Annotated in this window: 21 protein-coding genes; 16 read left to right on the top strand and 5 right to left on the bottom strand. The window is 37.5% G+C overall.

The window, feature by feature from the left end; all coding sequences use genetic code 11:
• The first annotated feature begins 128 nt into the window (after window positions 1-128).
• The 5 genes from V7122_RS16225 to V7122_RS16205 all read left to right on the top strand — a co-directional run bounded on the left by V7122_RS16225 (window position 129) and on the right by V7122_RS16205 (window position 3,548).
• Window positions 129-458 carry an iron-sulfur cluster biosynthesis family protein gene (locus tag V7122_RS16225; RefSeq protein ID WP_335346631.1) on the top strand — a complete coding sequence of 110 codons (330 nt, stop codon included), beginning with the start codon at window positions 129-131 and terminating at the stop codon, window positions 456-458.
• 161 nt (window positions 459-619) lie between these two features.
• Window positions 620-1,147 carry an RNA polymerase sigma factor gene (locus tag V7122_RS16220; protein WP_335346632.1) on the top strand — a complete coding sequence of 176 codons (528 nt, stop codon included), beginning with the start codon at window positions 620-622 and terminating at the stop codon, window positions 1,145-1,147.
• Window positions 1,137-2,084, top strand: a complete 948-nt coding sequence (locus V7122_RS16215) for a hypothetical protein (protein WP_335527556.1) — start codon at window positions 1,137-1,139, stop codon at window positions 2,082-2,084. The genes V7122_RS16220 and V7122_RS16215 overlap by 11 nt, the downstream gene beginning before the upstream one ends.
• A gap of 79 nt (window positions 2,085-2,163) precedes the next feature.
• Window positions 2,164-2,898, top strand: a complete 735-nt coding sequence (locus V7122_RS16210) for a polysaccharide deacetylase family protein (RefSeq protein WP_335346053.1) — start codon at window positions 2,164-2,166, stop codon at window positions 2,896-2,898.
• A 140-nt stretch (window positions 2,899-3,038) separates the two neighbouring features.
• The gene (locus V7122_RS16205) at window positions 3,039-3,548 is read left to right on the top strand and encodes a hypothetical protein (protein WP_335346054.1); all 510 of its coding nucleotides are present in this window, start codon (window positions 3,039-3,041) and stop codon (window positions 3,546-3,548) included.
• Window positions 3,549-3,579: 31 nt separating this feature from the next.
• On the opposite strand, the gene V7122_RS16200 is transcribed toward V7122_RS16205, so the two are convergent.
• Window positions 3,580-4,515: an alpha/beta hydrolase gene (locus V7122_RS16200; protein ID WP_335355236.1), complete on the bottom strand. Its 936-nt coding sequence runs from the start codon at window positions 4,513-4,515 to the stop codon at window positions 3,580-3,582.
• A gap of 102 nt (window positions 4,516-4,617) precedes the next feature.
• Complete coding sequence (locus V7122_RS16195) at window positions 4,618-4,749, bottom strand: hypothetical protein (protein ID WP_335347961.1); 132 nt, start codon at window positions 4,747-4,749, stop codon at window positions 4,618-4,620.
• Between the two features lie 156 nt (window positions 4,750-4,905).
• On the opposite strand from V7122_RS16195, the gene V7122_RS16190 reads away from it, so the two are divergent.
• The 5 genes from V7122_RS16190 to V7122_RS16170 are packed head-to-tail and all read left to right on the top strand — an operon-like array spanning window position 4,906 to window position 8,249.
• On the top strand, window positions 4,906-6,093 hold the full coding sequence (locus tag V7122_RS16190; RefSeq protein ID WP_335355237.1) for an acetyl-CoA C-acetyltransferase: 1,188 nt from the start codon (window positions 4,906-4,908) through the stop codon (window positions 6,091-6,093).
• A 52-nt stretch (window positions 6,094-6,145) separates the two neighbouring features.
• The gene (locus V7122_RS16185; protein WP_335346862.1) at window positions 6,146-6,835 is read left to right on the top strand and encodes a CoA transferase subunit A; all 690 of its coding nucleotides are present in this window, start codon (window positions 6,146-6,148) and stop codon (window positions 6,833-6,835) included.
• 22 nt (window positions 6,836-6,857) lie between these two features.
• Window positions 6,858-7,526 (top strand): CoA transferase subunit B, encoded by a 669-nt coding sequence (locus V7122_RS16180; RefSeq protein ID WP_335527553.1) that lies wholly within the window; start codon window positions 6,858-6,860, stop codon window positions 7,524-7,526.
• Between the two features lie 56 nt (window positions 7,527-7,582).
• Window positions 7,583-7,954, top strand: a complete 372-nt coding sequence (locus V7122_RS16175) for a VOC family protein (RefSeq protein WP_335346860.1) — start codon at window positions 7,583-7,585, stop codon at window positions 7,952-7,954.
• A 49-nt stretch (window positions 7,955-8,003) separates the two neighbouring features.
• Window positions 8,004-8,249, top strand: coding sequence for a YqkE family protein (locus V7122_RS16170; protein ID WP_335346859.1), 246 nt, complete (start codon window positions 8,004-8,006; stop codon window positions 8,247-8,249).
• A gap of 47 nt (window positions 8,250-8,296) precedes the next feature.
• Here V7122_RS16170 and V7122_RS16165 read toward each other — a convergent pair whose 3' ends face one another.
• Together V7122_RS16165 and mciZ are read right to left on the bottom strand one after the other, a co-directional pair.
• On the bottom strand, window positions 8,297-9,208 hold the full coding sequence (locus tag V7122_RS16165) for an aldo/keto reductase (protein ID WP_335346858.1): 912 nt from the start codon (window positions 9,206-9,208) through the stop codon (window positions 8,297-8,299).
• Window positions 9,209-9,386: 178 nt separating this feature from the next.
• The gene (mciZ, locus tag V7122_RS16160; protein WP_335346857.1) at window positions 9,387-9,530 is read right to left on the bottom strand and encodes a Z-ring formation inhibitor MciZ; all 144 of its coding nucleotides are present in this window, start codon (window positions 9,528-9,530) and stop codon (window positions 9,387-9,389) included.
• 76 nt (window positions 9,531-9,606) lie between these two features.
• Between mciZ and V7122_RS16155 the strand changes: the two genes are divergently transcribed.
• On the top strand, window positions 9,607-10,158 hold the full coding sequence (locus tag V7122_RS16155; RefSeq protein WP_335346856.1) for an NUDIX hydrolase: 552 nt from the start codon (window positions 9,607-9,609) through the stop codon (window positions 10,156-10,158).
• A complete protein-coding gene (locus V7122_RS16150) occupies window positions 10,159-11,322 on the top strand; it encodes a TIGR00375 family protein (protein WP_335346855.1) in 1,164 nt (387 codons plus the stop codon).
• Window positions 11,323-11,388: 66 nt separating this feature from the next.
• On the opposite strand, the gene V7122_RS16145 is transcribed toward V7122_RS16150, so the two are convergent.
• Window positions 11,389-11,958, bottom strand: coding sequence for a GNAT family N-acetyltransferase (locus V7122_RS16145; protein WP_335346854.1), 570 nt, complete (start codon window positions 11,956-11,958; stop codon window positions 11,389-11,391).
• Window positions 11,959-12,109: 151 nt separating this feature from the next.
• Here V7122_RS16145 and spoIIM point away from each other — a divergent pair, with 151 nt between their 5' ends.
• The 4 genes from spoIIM (at window position 12,110) to xerD (ending at window position 14,917) form a co-directional block, all read left to right on the top strand.
• Window positions 12,110-12,748, top strand: a complete 639-nt coding sequence (gene spoIIM, locus V7122_RS16140; RefSeq protein WP_335346853.1) for a stage II sporulation protein M — start codon at window positions 12,110-12,112, stop codon at window positions 12,746-12,748.
• Between the two features lie 129 nt (window positions 12,749-12,877).
• A complete protein-coding gene (fur, locus tag V7122_RS16135; protein WP_066294029.1) occupies window positions 12,878-13,339 on the top strand; it encodes a ferric iron uptake transcriptional regulator in 462 nt (153 codons plus the stop codon).
• Window positions 13,340-13,785: 446 nt separating this feature from the next.
• Window positions 13,786-14,016: a YqzK family protein gene (locus V7122_RS16130; protein WP_335347383.1), complete on the top strand. Its 231-nt coding sequence runs from the start codon at window positions 13,786-13,788 to the stop codon at window positions 14,014-14,016.
• Window positions 14,017-14,023: 7 nt separating this feature from the next.
• Window positions 14,024-14,917: a site-specific tyrosine recombinase XerD gene (xerD, locus tag V7122_RS16125; protein WP_335347384.1), complete on the top strand. Its 894-nt coding sequence runs from the start codon at window positions 14,024-14,026 to the stop codon at window positions 14,915-14,917.
• Window positions 14,918-15,007 lie beyond the last annotated feature (90 nt).

Below are 15,007 nucleotides of genomic sequence, written 5' to 3'. Positions count from 1 at the left end.
GCAAGGTAGTTAAGGGGACTCTATAGCGCCCTTCGACAGGAAAACTATTGCATAAGGTAGTTAGAAAAGCGCTTCCAGCGGAATATGCTACAATAATAAAGAAAAAGCAAGGTAAGGGGACTAGGAAGATGAACATTGTCATAACAGAAGAAGCGGGCCGGAAAATAAAAGAACGAGTGAACGGAAAAAACGGCTTTTTAAAGCTTAAATACGACATAGATGGCTGTGGATGTGTTGTTAGCGGGGTTACCGCCCTTTGGCTAGTGAGTGAATTGGATGAGGATGACCGAGAAATTAAAACGAGTGTCGGCAGCATTTACATAGAAAAATCAAAAGAAGTGTTTCTCGATGAAAACTTAAAAATAGATTTCACTGAAAAAGCAAACTGCTTTCAATTAAAAACGCCTAATGAATACTTAAATCCGCGGATGAGTTTTTACGATAAGACAGTAGGATAAGTGCCAAATGAAGTAATTTAATAGGTGAAACTTCTAATAGGATTTGTTCCTAAAGGGGGTTTCACTTTTTACATTCTTAATAATTGAATTTTTAAAAACTGTCACATTAGTCGGCGGGTGTTTGTCTTAATATATAGACCGGAAGAAAAGAGGTGATATCTATGTATATTAACAGGGCCGAATACAGTATTGAAGGAGCAGAAGAGAATATCCACGAAGATCTTATAAAACTATATCATCATCAAGTCTATACTTATTGCTATAACATTTTGAGAGACCATCACGATGCTGAAGATACTGTCCAAGAAGTATTTATTAAAATATATCAGAGCAAAAATATTTCAGAGATTAATAATCATCGAGCTTGGCTTTATAAAATTGCTTACAACCATTGTTTAAATAAAATAAGAAGGAAAGCTTTAATTAAATTTATTCCTTTTACCGAAAAAAGTAGGCTGAAAAAGGAACCCGCCTATGACCAGCATAGAGATTTTGAATTAAATTACATATTATCGAAATTAAAATCGAAGGAAAGAGCAATCATTGTACTTAGAATAATTGAGGACAGAGATTTTTCAGAAATAGCGGAGATTCTAGATATTAGCGCCTCAGCTGCAAGAAAACGATTCGAAAGAGTAAAGGTGAAAATCAAAAAATTAATTGAAAGGAGAAAACAGGATGAAAGATAAGATTAAATCGTTTGAGGAATTTGAGCAACGTTTTAAAAATCAGAAGCTCCCAGAAGTCCAACATAATGAATATTTGTCTACTAATGCTATAGAACGCAAAAAAGTGCCTATATTTTTACGGGCTTCATTTATCTCTATTTTTCTAACAGTATCTATCTCAGTGTCTATTGCGGCAGCCATGCATTTTACAGAATGGAAGTTTTATAATTCCGAGGGTAAGCAAGTTTTTGAGATGAAAACAATGACAGAGGAAGAAGCAGAGCCACATCATAAGTATGATGAAATTTATCGGAAGTATAGAACTGTTATGGATGAGATTAAGAAGGATATTCCGAAAGGCCAATTTAAATACTTTTTAGCAGTAGAAGGCTACGAGGAAATTGGAGGGTCAGGGTTAACGATGCTATATAATGAAGAGGAAATTAGAAGTGTAACGCAAATTCCAGATGATATTAGGGGATTTCTTCATTTAAAGAATGAATTACAAGATAATAATTTAGCACTTATATCAGGAACCCTGTATTATGATACTCCAAGAAGTGATGTGAATTTAGCTGATGAAATGTATAAAGAAGCAAAAAAAAATAATTTGGAATATATCACTAAGGATGGTGTTTTAACATCTGATATTTCCCAATTATTCCTTAGCTATGAGAGCAAGGTAATGAGTTTAGAAGAAGGGCAAAGCATTCAAATGATAATAAGCCCTGTTAAAGAAGAAATGCACACGACAGAAAACTTAGTAGGGTACACGAATATAAAAGAAGATGGAATAGACTTTTTGTATAGTAAAGAATATCATAATATTTACTTTATTAAAGAAGATAACTCTCGGAAATTTTTAATCTCTATTTCCACTTCATGGAGAGAAGCAAGTTTTGTGGAAAAAGAAGAACAAGAAGGATTAATAGAAATTGCTAAAGCCTTTTTTAATTAGCAATGATTGAGATTGGCCGGTAAAAAAAATAATTTCAGGAATAATAAAGATAAGAAAATAGACAAAGCGAGGAATTTTTTTGAAAAAGACTGCAATGTTTTTTCTATGTCTTCTTATCTTATTTATTCCATCACACACCTTGGCGGATAAAAAAATACCGATATTAATTTACCATTCCATTGACGAGTACCACGGCCATGGCTCTAAAGAGTTATATGTAACTCCAAAGAATTTTGAGAAGCAAATGATGTATTTACGAGATCACGGCTACACATTATTAACTTTTGAACGGTGGCAAGATATTCATAAAGTGAACAAACCCATTTTCATTACCTTTGACGATGGATACAAAAACAACTTAAATATAATGGCTATTTTTCAAAAACTAAAAAATGAACAGTTTAAACCAACGGGAACTATTTTTGTTATTTCCGACTTTATTGGCCGCGCCAATCGATTATCGCAATCAGACTTGAAAAATATGGCTGATTCGCCCTTTTTTTCAATACAATCTCATACTGCCACCCATCCTGATTTAACGAAAATCACAAATTTTGAATATGAACTACAAAAGTCTAAGGAGAAAATTGAAAAAATAACAGGTAAACCGGTTATTGCTCTCTCTTACCCTTACGGAAATTTCAATGCCAAGGTTATAGAGGAAACAAAGAAATACTATTTATACGGACTCTCAACCACTCCCGAATTATTTTCTGAAAAGGGTATAAAAGATGAATTGTATGTTTTACCGAGAATTTATATTAAGTATTCAACAAGTCTTGAGGAGTTCGCAAAGATAGTTGATGAAACCTAAAGGGGGCTGTTCAGAAAGTCAAAAACCTGACTTTCCGAACAGCCTCTAGTTATATTTACCTAAATAAGTAAAAGTAAGTATGTTTTATAGTCTTTTCTCATTAAATGATAAGGACGCAGAGGAACGGAGGGGAAGATAAAGTGAAGCTTAAATGGATCGCTTCTCTTTTGTTTGCGGTCCTGATATTAGCAGCTTGTTCAGGTTCAACAATGGATCGGGTCATAGAAAAGGATATCCCATTTAATGTGAAGGAAGTCATTCATAAGGAAAAGGTAAAGGATGGAATCATTCTTCTATATGTAACGAAACAGAAGATCAGCGAAGAAACGATTGACGCCGTAACAGTAGCATTTTTAAAAGGAAATGATCGGGATGGATGGGAAAACGCGGGGCATAATCATTGGGAGCATGATGAAAACGACTGGATGACTGTCTATAAGGATGTTTTTTACGAATATGATCATAGGGGGATATTGGAAAACCGCCTTCCAGTTATTTATGGAAAGATTGAACATGAGGATATTCAATCAGTGTTCGTATTCGGGGAAAATGGAAAGCTTGAAAATGTTCCTATCTTTGAAAAAGAAGGAGGACGGTACTATATAAAATTAGGAGATTATGAGACGGCGAGAGGAATATTAAAAAACTAGATCATGCCCGAATAAAAAAGGCCTAAGGGAATCAGGCCTTCTGTTGGGATTTGAAGAAAACAAAATCATTTAAAAACTCGTCTATGGCTTTTTCATAGTCCTCTCGATTTTCATTTAATGACTGAGCATGAATGCCATTTGGAGCCATGTAAAGCTGTTTGGGCCCCTTTTTCCGTTCATATAAATCCTTGGTCATATAAGGCAGAATAAAGTCATCTTTTTCACTGTGAATAAATAAAACGGGCTTTTGAATGTTGCCAATCACTGAGATGGGAGACACCTGTTTAATGGCATATTTTTGCCGCAATCGTAAAAACAAATCGGCAATGGGTAGGATGACAGAGGCAGGTAGTTTCATATCTGAATTTAATCGGTGTGCGAGCAATTGTTTAAAATCGGAAAATGGACAGTCGGCAATATAAAAATCCGCTCCATCCTCTAAACTGCCCGCATATAACAGCATCGTTGCCGCTCCCATCGATTCCCCGTGGATACCGAGCAAAATATCAGATCCTTTTTCTTCACGGAGCCAATCAACAATTGCCTTTAAATCAAATTTTTCATAATGACCGAAGCTAGTCGTTTTTCCACCAGACTCTCCATGCCTGCGGTGATCGTAAATAACCGTGTTAAATCCGCGCTCCAAAAACAGATTCATATATTTAATGGAATTCATCTTATTTTCTGTTACTCCATGTGCAATGATGACGAAGCGATTGTTTGGAAAGGGTTCTGCAATCACAGTTTTAAGAGGATAACCAAAGGGAGAAGGGATGAGCACTTCTGTTTTTGGCAGGCTTTCATATTCGATTGGATTGAGACGCCCGGCTTCTTTTTCCCGATCAATAATAAATTGATCTTCCTTTTTCTTCATGTACATAAGCCGATTTGTAAAATAAATCCCAATAGATGATAAAAAAAGAATGAAGGAAAGGAAATAACGGATATAACGAAGAAGTCTTTTCAATTTCATCCTCCTCTCAGCCTTATTCTTTATTTTACCATTTAATTGGAGTTTAAAACATTTATTGTTATTCTAAATGTAAAAAACCGCTCAAGGAGCGGCGGCTTATTGTTGAGAATTCTGACGTTTTTTAGGATGGATCGCTTTTTCTAATTCCTCTGCTGCAATTGTAGGGTTAACTGTATCACTGTTTGGCTTTCCTTTTTGACTATGGCCCTTGTCACGCTTTTGACTCATTTCTTCATCCCCCTTCTATGTATTGTTAAGTACACCTAATAAGATGGATAAAGAAGGGCTGGATTATTCATTAGATAATTTTGGGCGAAATAAAAGGATTTTAGCACTATTTAATAGAAGTATAATTCATGAGATGAACGAGAAAGGATGATTAAGATGTCAAAAACAGAAGTAGTCATTGTTAGTGCAGTACGCACAGCAATAGGGAGCTTTAATGGCAGTTTAAAGGATGTACCCGCTCCTGAATTAGGTGCAATTGCGATCAAAGGAGCACTTGAAAAGGCAGGAATTAAGCCTGAGCAGGTGGATGAGGTAATTCTTGGAAACGTATTGCAGGCAGGTCTTGGACAGAATCCTGCAAGGCAAGCAGCACTTAAAGCGGGGCTTCCTGAAAGCGTTTCCGCAATGACCATAAATAAAGTATGCGGATCTGGACTGAAGGCTGTTCATCTGGCAACACAGGCGATTTTGGCAGGAGATGCTGACATTGTGATTGCTGGTGGAGTAGAGAATATGAGCCAGGCGCCTTACATATTAAAAAATGCACGGAATGGGTTTAAAATGGGCAACCAGCAGCTGTTAGATACAATGGTTTCTGACGGACTGACGTGTGCTTTTAATGATTATCATATGGGAATCACTGCGGAAAACCTTTGTGATAATTATGGACTTAGCAGGGAAGAGCAAGATGAGTTTGCTGCCGCAAGCCAAGTAAAGGCGGTAAAGGCTATTGAAGAAGGCAAATTTAAAGATGAAATCGTTCCTGTTGAGATTCCGCAAAGAAAGGGAGATCCGATTGTATTTGATACGGACGAATACCCGAAAAAAGGAACAACTGTTGAAAAATTAGCTGCACTAAGACCGGCATTTAAAAAAGACGGCAGCGTCACAGCTGGAAATGCTTCGGGCATCAATGACGGTGCTGCAGTTCTAATTGTTATGAGCAGAGAAAAGGCTGATGAGCTTGGGGTTCAGCCACTTGTTGTAATTAAAGGAAATGCAAGTGCAGGAGTGGACCCAAGTATTATGGGCATAGGACCAGTAAATGCTGTTAAAAAGGCACTTGAAAAAGCAGCAGTATCAATGGAAGAATTAGAGTTAATTGAAGCAAATGAGGCATTTGCAGCGCAATCACTAGCTGTAGACAGAGAGCTTCAGTTTAATAAAGATATTCTGAATGTGAATGGAGGAGCCATTGCATTAGGACATCCAATTGGAGCAAGCGGTGCTAGAATTCTAGTGACATTAATTCATGAGATGATAAAGCGTCAGTCGAAAAAGGGGCTTGCCACATTATGTATCGGCGGAGGACAGGGTGTTGCTACCGTAGTTGAACTAGTTTAATAGTGATGGATAAAGCCTAAATTATACGTTCTCGATGAGAGGAGAGAATGACATGAAAACAATTTCTACTTCCTTTAACGAAGCAGTGAAGGATATTCATGATGGTGCTGTTTTAATGGTTGGCGGCTTTGGACTTTGTGGAATCCCGGAAAATTTGATTCTAGCTTTAGTGGAGAAGGGTGTTAAAGATTTAACGGTTATTTCGAATAACTGTGGGGTAGACGAATGGGGGCTTGGTCTCCTGCTAAAAAATAAACAGATTAAGAAAATGATAGGTTCCTATGTAGGTGAAAATAAAGAGTTTGAAAGACAGGTGCTGGCCGGTGAAATTGAAGTCGAACTTCTGCCGCAGGGAACACTGGCAGAAAAAATTCGTGCTGGCGGTGCTGGCATCCCGGCTTTTTATACGCCTGCAGGAGTAGGTACTCCCATTGCAGAGGGGAAGGAAACAAAGATTTTTAATGGAAAAGAATATTTACTTGAAGAAGCCCTAGTCGCTGACTTCAGTTTAGTAAGAGCTTGGAAAGCGGATAAGATGGGCAATCTTGTTTATCACAAAACGGCGAGAAACTTTAACCCGATGATTGCCGCTGCAGGAAAAGTAACGATAGCCGAAGTGGAAAATCTGTATGAAATCGGTGAGCTAGATCCGAATCATATTCATACCCCTAGCATTTACGTGCAAATGCTAATTGAAGGGATTCAGGAAAAACGCATTGAAAGACTGACGTTAGCGAAATAATTTACGGGAAGGAGAAGTTGCCATGAGTAACGATAAAGCTGGAGTTCGTGAAAAAATTGCGCGAAGAGCCGAAAAGGAAATTGAAAATGGCTTTTATGTGAATCTAGGTATTGGAATGCCAACACTCGTTGCTAACTATATTTCAAGTAATAAGCAAGTCGTGCTTCAATCTGAGAATGGTCTGCTTGGCATAGGCCCTTACCCTTCTAAAGAGGGAGTGGACCCAGATTTAATAAATGCTGGCAAAGAAACAGTGACAGCCATTCCGGGTGCTGCTTATTTTGACAGTGCTGAATCCTTTGCCATGATCCGTGGAGGGCATGTCAATATAGCGATTCTCGGAGGAATGGAGGTCTCTGAAAACGGGGATCTCGCAAACTGGATGATTCCAGGCAAGATGATTAAAGGAATGGGCGGAGCGATGGACCTCGTTCACGGTGCAGGCAAAATTATCGTCATTATGGATCATACGAATAAAAACGGGGAGTCGAAAATCCTCAAAGAATGCACCCTCCCATTAACAGGCAAGGCAGTTGTCAATCGGATTATTACGGAGAGAGCGGTCATTGATGTAACGGACTCAGGACTTAAGCTTGTGGAAGTGGCTAAGGGCTACACTGTTGAGGAGGTTGTCCAATCAACTGAAGCTTCTTTACAGGTAGACGATCATGTTCTAACAGACGCTTATTAAATTTGAGGGGCACAGTTATCAATGGCTGTGCTTTTCCTAATTAAAGGAGAGATACTATGACATTTGGATTTAAAGGAATTGATCATATTCAATTAGCAGCACCAAAAGGCTGCGAGGAGCAGGCAAGATTATTTTTCGGAGAAATCCTTGGTCTAGAAGAAATACCGAAGCCAGAAAATCTCCAAAAGCGGGGAGGCTGCTGGTTTTTATGCGGAAACCAGGAAATACATATAGGGGTGCAAGAAGAATTTCTACCGGCAAAAAAAGCCCACCCTGGCTTAGTTGTAGAAAACTTAGAAGGTTTGCGTAAAGAATTGGAAAATAAAAAGATTATGATAAAAGAAGAACCGCCTATAGAAGGAAGAAATCGCTTTTTTGTCGATGATCCATTCGGCAATAGAATTGAATTTCTCGAGTTTGTAAAATAAGTAATTATGATATAATTGGTGATAAAATTAATTTTATGAGGGGATTTAGATGAAAAAGAAAAAGCAGCATTCCCAGCCTAAAAAGGATGATAAACCAATTACACTTGGCGATATGCTAAACCAAGAATTGATGGAAAAACTAAAAGATACGAAACAGGAATTAAAAGCAGCAGAAGATAAACAAAAAGAAGAGGAAGAGCAAAGAAAGAGAGAAGAAAGAAGATTACGGGAAAAGAACAAGAGCTTTGAAGAATTGCTTGGTGAAAGCAATCTTAACTGGAAGGAATATAAATAGGGTGATAAAAAAATCGCTTAAGTTTAAGCGATTTTTTTATTGCATTATTATCTATGCTGCTCATACAAACTCATTTTTGTGATTGATTCTATAATGGAGAGCTCATCTCCCGATAATGGTTCTGCTACAATGGCTTTTGCGTTTTCCTTAACTTGTAGAACAGTGCTAGCTCCTGCAATAACAGACGAAACAGCAGAATGAGCTAAATTATATTGCAAGGCAATTTCTGTCATGGAACGGGTATGAGAAAGTTTTTCCCGCAAGAGCGGAATGGTTTCCTGTAATTCTTCCAACTGATAGTCTAAATAGCCTTTTTCCGATGCTTTTTCTAACATTTTATCGCTTAAGATCCCTTTTGCAAGCGGTCCGCGTGTAACAGCTCCTATACCGTTTTTCTGAAGAAGCGGCAGCACTTCCTCTTCCGGACGGCGATCTAGAATACTATATTGAATCATTACAGACACAAGATTCGATTTATTCACATATTCACGAATGACATTAGGCCGAATAGAAGATATTCCGTAAAAGCGGATTAAACCTTCTTCTTTTAACTCCTCGAATGCTTCAATCGTTTCATCGATTGGATCCTCCATCGTCCCGCCATGAAGTTGGTATAAGTCAATATAATCCGTACCTAATCTGCTTAAGCTTGCTTTGACAGCTTCTTTTATATACTTTTTAGAGGGGTCCCAGCTCCAGCTATCTTTGTTGTCATTCCAGCGGTTTCCTGCCTTCGTAGCAATGATGACCTTATCCCTTACATGGCGTAGAGCCTGCCCAACAATTTGTTCGTTTGTTCCGAAATCATATAAGTCGGCTGTGTCAAAGTAGTTAATCCCTGCTTCTAATGCAGCTTCGATAATTTCTTGCGCTTTTTTCGCATCCGTACCGAGGGACATGCAACCAAGTCCGAGCTCACTTACATATAAATCTGACTTGCCCAACTGTCTTTTTTTCATAAAAATAACCTCAATTTCACCTTTTCTTTTTATTTTAACGAAAGAAATGAGTGGACCACAAATAAATTGGACTTTTTTGTAATAAAAAGCTAAATCCGGGGTTTCGCAAATAATTCTGTCGCTTTCACAAATAAATTGCCACTTTCGCAAATAAATCCGCGACTTACACAAATAAATCTCAGCCACCTTTATATGAGGTCTTTTTTAGTTCGACCCACTCTTTTATCAACCGATACTCCTTGCTGTAATCCTTTAGCTTCTCCCTGATTTCCCATGCTTTTCCGACTAAGATGACGCCCTTCTCGTGAACATATATTTTCATGTCATACTCCCCCAATTAAAGTATGATAATATGTATGAGTACACTTAAACGGAATAGAACAGGAGTGACTGGAATCATGAGTCGCCTAGAAGAAAAAACGACCAATATTGAAAAAATATTTACTGGAAAAGTAATTAGTCTTCAAGTAGAAGATGTTGAGTTGCCAAACGGAAAAATGTCCAAGCGAGAAGTCATCAAGCATCCTGGGGCAGTAGCAGTACTTGCAATAACAGACGATGAAAAAATTGTCATGGTGGAGCAATATCGTAAAGCATTGGAAAAGACAATTGTTGAAATTCCTGCTGGCAAACTAGAAGCAGGAGAGGATCCAGAGGTTTGTGCAAAAAGAGAGCTTGAAGAAGAAACTGGTTATGACTGCAAAGAAATGGAATGGCTAATTTCCTTCTATACTTCTCCTGGATTTGCCGATGAGATCATTCATTTATACATCGCGAAAGGCTTGGAAAAAAAGGAAAATGCAGCATCACCAGATGAGGATGAATTCGTAAATTTGCTCGAGTTGACGCTTGACGAGGCAGAGCAATATATAAAAGAAAAGAAAATATATGATGCCAAAACTGCATATGCTATTCAATATTTGCAACTTCAAAAGGTGTTGAAAAAGTAAATGAAGGATTACTATTCAGATTTACATATTCATATCGGCCGTACGATGACAGGGAAGCCGGTAAAAATAACAGGAGCAAAATCACTTACATTTACAAACATTATTGAACATGCGCGAAATGAAAAAGGGTTAAACATGATTGGGATTATTGATTGCCATTCTCCCGAGGTAATTCTAGAAATTGCTCAGCTCATGGAAACTGGAGACGTGATCGAGCATCAAGAGGGCGGTTTACAATACGGAGATTTAACCATAATCCCAGGTTCTGAATTGGAAATTTACGATGAGAACTGCCAAGGACCTATTCATGTACTTTGTTATTTTCCTACATTAACAATGATGAAGGAATTTTCGTCCTGGCTTTCGCACCACTTGAAAAATATCACTCTAAGTTCACAAAGAATTTATGCTTCAGGCCGTGAGCTTCAGACAAAGGTAAAAGAATTAAGCGGATTATTTATCCCAGCCCATGTGTTTACACCTTTTAAAAGCCTTTATGGAAAAGGGGTACACAGATCTTTAGAGGAAGTGTTTGATAAAAACCAAATTGACGCCATTGAACTTGGATTAAGTGCTGATACAGCAATGGCAGATCAAATAAAAGAGCTGCACAACTATTCATTTTTAACGAATTCTGATGCTCATTCCTTAAAGAAAATTGCCAGAGAGTATCATGTCCTCCAAATGGCTGAACCTTCTTTTCTAGAATTGGAGAGGGCGTTAAAAGGAGTGGATGGGCGGAGAATCAAAGCAAACTACGGACTTGATCCGCTTCTTGGGAAATATCATCAAACCGTATGTTCCCAGTGCTTTGCCCCATTTGATCCGATTCATAATGAATGTGTAAATTGCGGTAGCACAAAGTATATTAATGGGGTCGCTGACAGAATTGTTGAATTAAAAACAGCAAGTGAATCTCCAAATCATCGGCCGCCATATGTACACCAAGTTCCGCTGGAGTTCATTTCGGGGCTTGGTCCAAAAATGCTTCAAAAATTACTTGATCACTTTGGTACTGAAATGGCCATCTTGCATGAGGTTCCATTAGAAAAATTAAGTGAAATTATTCCTACAAAAACTGCAGAACTTATCGTAAAGGCCAGGGAAGGAAAACTGAGTCTTACAGCAGGAGGCGGCGGTAAATATGGGAAAATTGCTGATTAATACAAGTACAAACAAGAGAAAAAGACTGTTTAATTCAGTCTTTTTTCTCATTATTAACAAAAAATATTATTTATTTTTCTTCACTATTGCAAACACACAAGTATCCCTTAGCTCTTTACCATCAGCGCTTAGGTCATTATTCACTAAAATGCCTTCTAATCGGATTCCTAATTTTTCAGGTATCTTTCTGCTGCTGATATTTTTCGGGTCACAGCGAATTTCAATCCGGTTTGCTTCTAAATCGTTAAAAGTAAAATCAATTAAACCGCTAACTGCTTCTGTTATATAACCATTTTTTTGATGGCGGGAGTCACACCAGTAGCCAATTTCAAATTTTCGGACATCCCAATTTATTCGATGCAAGCCTGTGGAACCAACGAACACTTCATCTTCTTTTCTAAAAATATGAATTCGAATATCTTCCCTCGATAAAAATTGAGAATAAGATTTACGGATATTTATTTCGACATCATCAACCGATTGTTCTTTGTTAGCAAAAGGAAGCCATTGCTTCAAATCTTCAATAGAGGCCTGGATTGATTCATGAACGGTTCTCCCATCGCCTGGCATACAAATTCGCATATAAAGTCTCTCAGTTTCAATTCTATCCGGAAATTCAATTAATACTGGATTCATCGTAAAAATCTCCCTCCTGAATTAAGTCAATTTTGACTATTATAATGTAAAATTCAAAAAAATCAACTGTATTTTTTCTGCTCTAAATTTGTCATACAGCAAAAGGACAAGCATACAATTTAATAACAGAATTGTTGCAGGAGGAAGAGCAATGAGAAAAAAAATGTACCAGAACGTCATCGCAACCCATTTTCGTGAGCATTCCTCAATTTATTTGTTTGTGATTGTTTTATTTCTAATGGGTGTTATTTTCGGAGCCATCGTTGTCAACAGTTTAAGCTTAACGCAAAAGGAAGATTTATTTTTTTATTTATCCCAATTTTTTAGCCAAGTTTCTAATGAGGAAGTTGCAACTACGAAGGATCTTTTCAAACAAAGTCTCTTTCATAACATGAAATTTATTGGGTTAATGTGTATTTTAGGTATATCCATTATCGGTCTTCCGATCATCCTCATTCTTTTATTTATGAAAGGGATGGTTGTCGGATTTACAGTTGGATTTTTAGTTAATCAAATGGGCTGGAATGGATTTTTATTATCCTTTGTTTCTGTTTTGCCGCAAAATTTTATCATCATTCCGATATTTATCATCTCAGCCACGCTAGCCGTTTCTTTTTCATTAAAAATGATTAGCAGACAATTTATGAAAAAACTCGGGCCGCCGGTAATGCCTTTGTTTGGAAAGTATATGATGTCATTTGCTTTTGCCCTCGTGTTTTTATGCTTAGCTGCTGGAATTGAGGCCTTTTTATCCCCTATCTTAATGAAATCGGTGATAAATTCATTATAATGACAGAGTTATTTTAAATAATTCCTATTTAATAATAATTATCTTTGCTTAATTGTAATAATTTTATTTTGAATCTCCTCCATTATCTGCTATAATGAGAATGTGTAAGTGGGCGAGGAGGACTTCGGAATGGAAAGCAGAATTGATAGAATAAAGAAGCAGTTGCATTCGTCTAGCTATAAATTGACGCCTCAGCGTGAAGCAACCGTTCGCGTATTATTAGAGCACGAAGAGGATCATTTAAGCGCGGAAGATGTCTACCTCCTAGTTAAAGAAAAATCGCCTGAGATAGGCTTAGCAACTGTATATAGAACACTTGAATTGCTAACAGAACTTAAAATTGTCGATAAAATCAATTTTGGTGATGGGGTATCCCGCTATGACCTTCGCCAAGAAGGAGCAGCACATTTCCATCATCATTTAGTTTGTATTGAATGCGGGGCAGTGGATGAAATTCAAGAAGACTTACTTGAAGATGTAGAAGAAGTCGTTGAACGCAGATGGAACTTTAAGATTAAAGATCATCGACTTACTTTCCATGGAATTTGCCATCGCTGTCATGATAAAGATAATAATGAAGAAAGTGAATAACAATAAGATTAGGTAGTTCAGTAAGTATTGTAAATAGCATATTAATCAGCAGACCAAATCGAATCTGATTTGGTCTTTTTTAGCTTTGTCATATTATTTTACAACAAGAAGCATATGAATTAACAACGAGACAACGACTATTGTTATCTTGGCGGACAAGAGTTCTGTTATTCGTAACAAAATGGGTTAATTCCTTATGTTTGCGGACATAGCTTCCTCTATTTTGTAAAAAAGCAGTGATTTCCTTCTGTAATTCGTGAATAGCGTACTCAGTGTCCGCATAGCTCTTAAATTAGGTCATTTTATGAAAATAACGGATCAAATGTCCGTATAATTTTTACAACTGTATTTGATAAAAAGTCAGTTTAGAAATTCACTATGTTAGGTATATTTCTTGTCCAAGATGGCATAACCTTTAGTAATAAGGTTTTGTGGGGGAAAGTAGAATGGTATCTTGGCTAAAAATCGCATTTCAGACAATAAAGGTATTCGTGCTTTTCACTGGATGCACAATCCTTTTTTATTATGGTATTATGTGGTTAAATGAAGAATATCAGGATTATCACCGGTATGATGAGCCAAAGGGAGCGGCTGTGAAGGTTTCAGCAAGTGCAAACAACAGTGAATCTTCAAATTGGCTGAACCGGTTAATTCTTTTTTATTTAAATGGGGAGTAGAGTCATCATGGAGGACGAGCTTAAAGATTTTATTCATTATTTAATCGTTGAAAAAGGTCTCGCAAGAAATACAATTGTTTCATATGAAAGAGATTTGAAAAGCTATACGAAGTACTTAAAGAATGTTGAAAAGCTGACATCCGTAAATGAAGTTCAGCGCACTCAAATCATTCATTTCCTAGGGTTATTAAAAGAGCAGGGGAAATCATCGAAAACAATGGCAAGACATGTTGCCTCCATTAGAGCATTTCATCAATTTCTTCTCCGTGAAAAAGCTGCTGATCATGATCCCTCTGTTCATATAGAGTCTCCTCAGCATGAGCGAACTCTGCCAAAGGTGTTAAACATGCAAGAGGTTGAGATTTTACTAGATTCACCTAAAGCAGATGATCACTTCGGAATTCGTGATAAGGCCATGCTTGAGCTCCTTTATGCAACCGGAATTCGGGTCAGTGAATTAATTGGGTTAAATATGGGCGATGTCCATATTACGATGGGATTTGTCCGCTGTATTGGAAAAGGAAATAAAGAGCGAATCATTCCAATTGGAAAAACAGCAGCAACGGCACTAAATCAATATTTACAAGAAGGAAGAAAACATTTTGTCTCAAAAAAAGTTCAGGATGATGCATTTTTTCTCAATCATCATGGCAAAAGACTGACAAGGCAGGGGTTCTGGAAAATTCTTAAACGTTTGTCAGCTGAGGCAGGGATCGAAAAGGATTTAACCCCACATACACTAAGGCATTCCTTTGCTACTCATCTTCTTGAAAATGGCGCTGATTTACGTGCTGTCCAGGAAATGCTTGGACATGCGGACATCTCAACTACGCAAATTTATACACATGTGACGAAAACTAGATTAAAAGATGTATATAGTCAGTTTCATCCGCGAGCTTAGTATAAAGTGAAACTTCAATCAGCGGGGTTTACTTTCATCCCCCACTGCTTGTTAGTTGCGGCCCACGGAGGTGGGTCACACAGACGTTGC

It is taken from the genome of Bacillus sp. JJ1532 (genome assembly GCF_036965085.1).
Lineage (GTDB): Bacteria > Bacillota > Bacilli > Bacillales > Cytobacillaceae > Cytobacillus.
The sequence above is the reverse complement of the archived record's forward strand: the minus strand, read 5'-3'. Positions and strand labels throughout refer to the sequence as shown.

Excerpts from the sequence above, each read along its gene's own strand:
- V7122_RS16220 (WP_335346632.1), top strand. The coding sequence starts at position 620 with ATGTATATTAACAGGGCCGAATACAGTATTGAAGGAGCAGAAGAGAAT.
- V7122_RS16225 (WP_335346631.1), top strand. The coding sequence starts at position 129 with ATGAACATTGTCATAACAGAAGAAGCGGGCCGGAAAATAAAAGAACGA.
- V7122_RS16175 (WP_335346860.1), top strand. The coding sequence starts at position 7,583 with ATGACATTTGGATTTAAAGGAATTGATCATATTCAATTAGCAGCACCA.
- xerD (WP_335347384.1), top strand. The coding sequence starts at position 14,024 with ATGGAGGACGAGCTTAAAGATTTTATTCATTATTTAATCGTTGAAAAA.
- V7122_RS16150 (WP_335346855.1), top strand. The coding sequence starts at position 10,159 with ATGAAGGATTACTATTCAGATTTACATATTCATATCGGCCGTACGATG.
- mciZ (WP_335346857.1), bottom strand. The coding sequence starts at position 9,530 with ATGAAAATATATGTTCACGAGAAGGGCGTCATCTTAGTCGGAAAAGCA.
- V7122_RS16185 (WP_335346862.1), top strand. The coding sequence starts at position 6,146 with ATGAAAACAATTTCTACTTCCTTTAACGAAGCAGTGAAGGATATTCAT.
- V7122_RS16180 (WP_335527553.1), top strand. The coding sequence starts at position 6,858 with ATGAGTAACGATAAAGCTGGAGTTCGTGAAAAAATTGCGCGAAGAGCC.
- V7122_RS16130 (WP_335347383.1), top strand. The coding sequence starts at position 13,786 with ATGGTATCTTGGCTAAAAATCGCATTTCAGACAATAAAGGTATTCGTG.
- V7122_RS16145 (WP_335346854.1), bottom strand. The coding sequence starts at position 11,958 with ATGAATCCAGTATTAATTGAATTTCCGGATAGAATTGAAACTGAGAGA.
- V7122_RS16165 (WP_335346858.1), bottom strand. The coding sequence starts at position 9,208 with ATGAAAAAAAGACAGTTGGGCAAGTCAGATTTATATGTAAGTGAGCTC.
- V7122_RS16190 (WP_335355237.1), top strand. The coding sequence starts at position 4,906 with ATGTCAAAAACAGAAGTAGTCATTGTTAGTGCAGTACGCACAGCAATA.
- V7122_RS16170 (WP_335346859.1), top strand. The coding sequence starts at position 8,004 with ATGAAAAAGAAAAAGCAGCATTCCCAGCCTAAAAAGGATGATAAACCA.
- fur (WP_066294029.1), top strand. The coding sequence starts at position 12,878 with ATGGAAAGCAGAATTGATAGAATAAAGAAGCAGTTGCATTCGTCTAGC.
- V7122_RS16195 (WP_335347961.1), bottom strand. The coding sequence starts at position 4,749 with ATGAGTCAAAAGCGTGACAAGGGCCATAGTCAAAAAGGAAAGCCAAAC.
- spoIIM (WP_335346853.1), top strand. The coding sequence starts at position 12,110 with ATGAGAAAAAAAATGTACCAGAACGTCATCGCAACCCATTTTCGTGAG.
- V7122_RS16215 (WP_335527556.1), top strand. The coding sequence starts at position 1,137 with ATGAAAGATAAGATTAAATCGTTTGAGGAATTTGAGCAACGTTTTAAA.
- V7122_RS16155 (WP_335346856.1), top strand. The coding sequence starts at position 9,607 with ATGAGTCGCCTAGAAGAAAAAACGACCAATATTGAAAAAATATTTACT.